General features: G+C 57.7%; 6 protein-coding genes. 1 reads left to right on the top strand and 5 read right to left on the bottom strand.

Annotated features, from left to right (window positions below):
• Positions 1-522: 522 nt before the first annotated feature.
• From N1078_RS19170 to N1078_RS19150, 5 genes are all read right to left on the bottom strand, one after another.
• A complete protein-coding gene (locus N1078_RS19170; protein ID WP_257776551.1) occupies positions 523-1,392 on the bottom strand; it encodes a sterol desaturase family protein in 870 nt (289 codons plus the stop codon).
• Positions 1,393-1,460: 68 nt separating this feature from the next.
• Positions 1,461-2,207, bottom strand: a complete 747-nt coding sequence (locus N1078_RS19165) for a helix-turn-helix transcriptional regulator (RefSeq protein WP_167143953.1) — start codon at positions 2,205-2,207, stop codon at positions 1,461-1,463.
• Positions 2,204-2,716 carry a signal peptidase II gene (gene lspA, locus N1078_RS19160; protein ID WP_167143956.1) on the bottom strand — a complete coding sequence of 171 codons (513 nt, stop codon included), beginning with the start codon at positions 2,714-2,716 and terminating at the stop codon, positions 2,204-2,206. Before lspA ends, N1078_RS19165 begins: the two co-directional genes overlap by 4 nt.
• Positions 2,713-3,060 (bottom strand): DUF3703 domain-containing protein, encoded by a 348-nt coding sequence (locus N1078_RS19155; protein ID WP_167143959.1) that lies wholly within the window; start codon positions 3,058-3,060, stop codon positions 2,713-2,715. The genes lspA and N1078_RS19155 overlap by 4 nt, the downstream gene beginning before the upstream one ends.
• Positions 3,061-3,076: 16 nt before the next feature.
• A complete protein-coding gene (locus tag N1078_RS19150) occupies positions 3,077-5,359 on the bottom strand; it encodes a heavy metal translocating P-type ATPase (protein WP_167144326.1) in 2,283 nt (760 codons plus the stop codon).
• Between the two features lie 235 nt (positions 5,360-5,594).
• On the opposite strand from N1078_RS19150, the gene cadR reads away from it, so the two are divergent.
• Entirely contained in the window at positions 5,595-6,047 is a 453-nt protein-coding gene (gene cadR, locus N1078_RS19145; RefSeq protein WP_167143962.1) for a Cd(II)/Pb(II)-responsive transcriptional regulator, read from the top strand.
• Positions 6,048-6,467 lie beyond the last annotated feature (420 nt).

Here is a 6,467-nt window from a genome sequence, read left to right as displayed (position 1 = left end):
CAGGAAGCCTTGGCTATGCGGCATGATGCTCCGGCTTCAATTCAATAACCGTGTTGCACTCAGCTCCTGCAACCGCCTTGTCTTAAAGCGACATTTAAGTGCAGGTTTTCAACAAAAACGGCGTATAGGCCGTGAGAGCGCCCAGCTTGGGTTGGCCCAGGTCATTCGCTAGAGAGGCGATCAGCTCACTGCAACGCTATGTATTGCAGTGAAATGGGCCACTTGCTCCAGAGGATATGAGTCGCCCATTCCAGTGGTTGTGCACCACTCTGCTGATGGTTTCGAGCCATGAACCAGTAGTTGAATCAGCTCGCGTTTGAGTTCGGCCGAGCTCGCAATCGATGCGATCTCCAGCTCAGATTAACTGCGACTGGCATAGCCTTGGGCTCACATTGGTTGCGGGCGAGCGAGCTTACGTTGGGTGGCATCGGCTCAACGGGCGCGCGCTTTCATCAGCTAGCCAGAGCCACTCACTAGGGGCATCGTGTTGCACCTAGCGGCAGCCCTTCGCAAGAGAATCCGTTAGCCTTGGCTTGTAAGGTCTCGCCCAAAGGGTTCGGTCAACTGTCCAAGGTAGTCTTTGGGATAGTCCTTTTCATGCAATCCAACCTCTGCCTCTCCCAGCTTCCCTGCGCTGTCGTAGAACGTGCCAAACAGTCGATCCCACACCATCAGAAACTCTCCGAAGTTAACCTGGGCATCCGCAAAGTCGCGCTTGTGATGCCAGCGATGAATTTCAGCAACCCCGATGATGTGGCGCAGCCATCCCAGTCGGTAGTCCAGGTTTGCATGCTGGAACGCCAAGTGCACGGTCAAAATGCCAAACCAGGTAGCAACCACTGCGGATGGAGCACCTGATGCGAGCAGAATCACCAGCCCCGGACCGGCCATGAGTGCGGCGTGCAAGGGGTGTCGGCGCTCCCCGTTGATCCAGTACAGCCGCTCGGCGCTGTGATGAATCATGTGAAAACGCCACAGCCAGGGTACATGGTGGCTGATACGATGCATGGCATACAGGCTCAGATCGAGCACGGCGGCGACCAGCAGCAGTTGCAGCCAAAGTGGGCTCTCGACTGGGAAGAGACGAACCGTAGCTGGCACTGCATCGCCCAGCCTGGCCAGGATTTCAGCGGTGAACTGGATGACGGAGAGATTCACCAGCATGTGCAGTAGGTCGGTCGCGGTGTCTTGATGATCCTCAAGCCAGGCTTCGCGAAAAGGCTGGATGCGCTCTAACCCCGCGACGCTTAACAGACCCACCGCGGCGACTACCGGTGTGGTGGGCCAATACGGCACTCCCGCGTACAGCGCCCAGAGCATGAAGGCGGCACAGCCACCAAACACAAGTGGATAGCTCAGCCAGCGTAGGGGGAATCGCAGGAAAATAGGCATCGCTCAGCTCCTGGGTAGGGAGCCATGACTGTATGTGGGGAGACCCGCTTTCGGCTTGAACGAAAGAGCTATGACTCCTGAAGATCGACCTCAGCCAGTGCGGAAGAAGGATCGATGCCCAGCAGCGTCCGGAATGTCCGGGAGAAATGCGCCGAGTCAGAAAAGCCCGCTGCATGAGCTGCTTCGGTTAGTCGTACACCTTTGGCCACATATTGCAGGGCCTGCGTGAGACGCAACCATTTCGCATAGCTGCGCAGCGGCAGGCCGGTTTGCTCTACAAACCAGTGGGAAAACCGTGAGGGGGATAAATGCACCAACGCGGCCATTTCGTCGCGTCCCATTTGGCCACTACGCAGCGCCTCAACCACAGTGGTCAAACGAGGATCTGAAGGCGGCGGATCGGAAAGTTGCAGTGATTGGCGCACCCCCGCTCTTACCTGAAGTGCAGTGTGCCCTGGCTCACGTAGCGCCTCGATAATCGGCGTGATATCCCCCGGCGCGATCTCAATCACCCGCGCTGTTTCGCTGCCACACAAAGCACGCGCCTCATCGGACACTGCATCCAGATAGATCGATAGCACTCGGTTGGCGCTGAGCCGATGCGGCAAGCCGGCCGGGATGAAGACGGCCGATCCTGTTTGAATGCCCAGCGGCGTTTCAACCAATACAGGTGAATCGAGACCCGCTGAGATCTGATGTGCCTGATGGTGGTGCCAATCCTGGTGGCCGGCACGGCCATGAAAGATGCCGATGCCGGGCCCCACCCAGGCATGGCCTGCCCAGCGCACCGCGCCTGTTGAGGGCAAGTCTTTCATTCTCTGGCTCGGCCGGTTTCCTCATTCGGGTTCAGTAAGCTGCTCAGGATCAACATGGTCGCACCACCGACGATACCGATATCCGCCAGGTTAAACGCAGGCCAATGCCAGGACTGCCAGTAAAAATCCAGGTAGTCGATCACATGGCCTTGCGAGGCTCGATCAATCAGATTGCCAACGGCACCGCCTAAGATGAGGCTATAGCCTAGGGCTTCGCTGTTGGCTCTGGGTTTACGCAATATCAGAGCCAGCACCACCGAAACGACCAAGGCGATGACGCTGAAAAAGTAACGCTGCCAACCACCCGCGTCAGCCAGGAAGCTGAACGCTGCACCGGTATTCCAGAAATGAACCAGATTGAAGAACGGGGCCAGCGGAATGACGCTGCCGACCGGTAGCGCCCCCGCAATTGCGCTCTTGAGCGCTTGGTCGGCCGAGGCAATGGCCAGCGCTAGCGTCCACCAACGCCAGGGAGCGATAAAGTGTGTCACTCCAGGAAGTGACTTCATTGTTCTCCTCCTTGGAGAAGTCGCTGCAACTCCTGAGAGATGGGCATGGGCGCGAAAGCACTGATCCTCGAGCGGCCGGTATTGCCGATGGGCACCCAAATTCTGGAAAACAGCAGGGCCGCGACAATGCGCGGTATTTGCCCCGCCACCTCGCGATAATCGCCAATTTGCCAGCCGAGCGTGAGCATCAGCCAGTGTGACCTGGCATGCAGCAAAGGTTGGCGCTGAGTCAGGATGTGCGCGCGCTCCAGCCATTGAAAGGCATCTGTACTGCGCTGTTCCTGCATGGCCTGCCGGGCCTGCTGAAAGGCTTGTTCAATTGCGAGTTGCAATGCTGCTTTCATCTTCAATCCTCCAACCCTACTTTTTAAGCAGGCGCAGGCCGTTGAACACCACCAGCAGACTGACACCCATGTCGGCAAAGACGGCCATCCACATCGTCGCCTGCCCCGTTAAGGTAATGGCGAGAAACAGGGCCTTGATCCCTAACGCCAGCACGATGTTCTGCTTGAGGATGACGGCGGTCTGTTGAGACAGGCGGATGAAGGCCGGGATCTTGCGCAGGTCGTCATCCATCAAGGCCACATCCGCAGTTTCGATGGCCGTGTCCGTGCCGGCGGCGGCCATGGCGAAACCGATTTCAGACTTCGCCAGCGCCGGCGCATCGTTGATGCCATCGCCGACCATCCCTACAACGTAGCCGCGCGCCTGCAATGCTTCAATGGCCTGCAATTTGTCGACTGGCAGAAGGTTGCCGCGTGCCTCGTCGATGCCTACCTGCTGTGCAATCGCATCTGCGGTGTGCGGGTTATCGCCGGTCAGCATTGTGGTCTTCACGCCAAGCGCGTGAAGCTCCTCAATTGCCTGGCGGCTGGAGTCCTTGACGGTATCGGCAACGGCGAACAGGGCAATGGCACGCTGCGGATTGCACAGCACCACCACTGTTTTACCTTGGCGTTCGAGACGCTCCAGCGTCGCTTCCAGCTCGGGTGAGCAGAGGCCAAGCTCTTCCACCAGGCGGTGGTTACCCAGGTGGAAATCTATGCCTTCGATGGTGCCTCGAACACCTCGACCCGGCAGGGCTTCGAATCCCTCAACGGCAGCAAACGTCAGGCCATTCTCAGTGGCATGCTTGGCTATTGCCTGCGAAACCGGGTGGTCAGAGCGACTGGCGAGGCTGGCAGCATGAGTACGGTAGAGTTCTGAATCCTGTTCAACCAACGGCATGTAATCGGTCTGTACCGGCTTGCCATGAGTAATGGTTCCGGTTTTGTCGAGTGCCAGGAAGCCAAGCTTGCCACCGATTTCCAGATAGACGCCGCCTTTGACCAGAATGCCTTTACGCGCCGCCGCTGCCAGGCCACTGACAATGGTGACGGGCGTCGATATGACCAAGGCGCAAGGGCAGGCGACCACCAGCAGCACCAAAGCACGGTAGATCCAGTCGTACCAGGGCTCGGCCATGAAGAGTGGCGGCACAATGGCGATAGCTAGGGCGAATAGGAATACGACAGGGGTGTATACCTTGGCGAATTGATCGACAAAGCGCTGGGTCGGCGCACGTGAACCCTGCGCCTCTTCGACCGCGTGAATGATACGTGCCAGCGTGGTGTTGGCAGCGGCGGCTAGGACGCGGTATTCCAGGGAGCCGGCTTCGTTGATGGTTCCTGCAAAAACCGGGTCGCCAATGGTTTTCTCTACGGGCAGGCTTTCCCCCGTGATGGGCGCTTGGTTGATGGTGGAGTTGCCGGACGTAACCTCGCCGTCGAGACCGATTCGTTCGCCCGGTCTTACCCTGACCAATGCGCCTACGGCGATAGTTTTAACGTCAACTTCAAGCCATGTGCCATCGATCTGCTGCACCGTGGCGCGCTCCGGCGTCAGATCCATCAGGCCGCGGATGGCATTGCGAGCCCGATCCAATGACTTCGCTTCGATCAGTTCTGCTACAGAAAAGAGGAACATGACCATGGCCGCTTCTGGCCATTGCCCAATCAGCACCGCACCGGTCACCGCGATACTCATCAGCGCATTGATGTTCAGGTTGCGGTTCTTCAGCGCGATCCAGCCCTTTTTATAGGTCGTTAGGCCGCACAGCAGAATGGCGAGCAGCGCCACGCCAGCCACAGCCCAATCTGGCGCAAGCTCGGCAAAGTGGATCACTTCCGCCGATACGGCGGCCACGCCCGAGAGCGCCAAGGGCCACCAGGCTTTCTTGCGCGGGGTTCCTTGCGCTTCTTCATTTGCTGTTGCTGAATCCTCAACCACTGGCGTGAAACCAAGGTCGCGAATCGCGGCCAGTGCTGCTGGCAATGCTTCTGCTGTGTGGCTAAACGTCAGTACGCGTTGCAGCAGGTTGAACTCCAGCGCGCTGATGCCGGGCACTGAGGAGAGCTTGTCGCGGATCAGCTTTTCTTCCGTTGGGCAGTCCATCTGTTCAATTTTGATGCGGGCTTGCCCTTCAGCAGAGAGCGGTTCTGCCTGCATTCCCAGGGACAAGATCGCCTCCTCGATGGGGGCGGTCGACGGCAAGTTGTGCCATACCCCAAGAATCCGTTTGATCAGGTTGAAGTCGAGCTTATCTACGCCTGCGAGCTTGCTCAGCTTGTCCTGAATCAGCGACTGTTCGGTAGGGCAGTCCATTTGCGCAATGCGAAAGCTGCTGAGCCTGGAGCCAGCTACGGCATTTACCGTTGAGGCTGTAGCGGAGGAGCACTTAATTGCCTCATTGGGGTCACAGCAGACATCATTTGAAACCGCTTCAGGTTTGTGTTCATCACTGCAGCAGCCAGCCATGGGGGTATCCTCATTGATCAGTTATGCAGAGTGAACACCCTGAAGCCACTACAGGGTCAAGCGTTTGTCGAAGAGGTATTTCATGAAAATTGGAGAGCTGGCCAAGCTTGCCGATTGCCAGGTTGAAACGGTTCGCTATTACGAGCGCGAGGGGCTGTTGCCGGCTCCGGCTCGCAGCGAGGGTAACTACCGCCTGTACAGCAGTGAGCACCTTGAGCGGCTTACGTTCATTCGCAACTGCCGAACGCTGGACATGACCCTGGACGAGATCAGAAGTTTGCTGGCGCTGATGGATCGGCCAGAGGAAAACTGTGAGGGTGTAAATAGCTTAGTGGATGAGCACATTGAGCATGTGCAAGCACGCGTGACCAGCCTGTTGGCGCTGCAAAAACAGCTGGTTGAGTTGCGCCACCGCTGCGCTTCTGAGCGGGGCGTAGACGAGTGCGGAATCCTCCAGCGCCTGAACACCACTGGCGGAGTCAATGCGCTTCCGGATGACGGGCACACCCATGTTGGGAAAAGCCACCGTCATTGACCATCGCCTTAGAAGAGCGCGGAAAGTATTTACAAACCCCCGGCGCGATTCACGTTGTAGTTGCCAGCCCCAGCCTTAATGGGAGCTTCGTCATCAAGATGAACCGCCCAGCTCGATAGTTGCTGTGCCTGCTGGTTGCAACGCCAAGCGAATCGACCGGTTCCTGTGCAGGACGCATGCTGTAACACAAAGCCAATCGACAGCTGCTGCGGGCCCGCTAACGTGCCATCCCTATTTAAGGAAAATGGCGAGTAAATAACGATGAGAAGCCAGAGTCACCCCTCCGCTAACCCCTGGGGTTTGCTGCTCTCTGTGTGGTTGCTGGCTGTGGCCGCAACCCTAGGGAAATTCTGAAGAAGACTTCCTGATTTTGGCAAAATACCCGGATTCCACCCGCTGAGTTTTCCGATGAAGCAGATG

This window comes from Pseudomonas sp. MIL19 (assembly GCF_028680365.1).
Classification (GTDB): Bacteria; Pseudomonadota; Gammaproteobacteria; order Pseudomonadales; family Pseudomonadaceae; genus Aquipseudomonas; species Aquipseudomonas spirodelae.
Note: the sequence above shows the minus strand (reverse complement) of the source record. Positions and strands in the feature narration are given on the sequence as shown.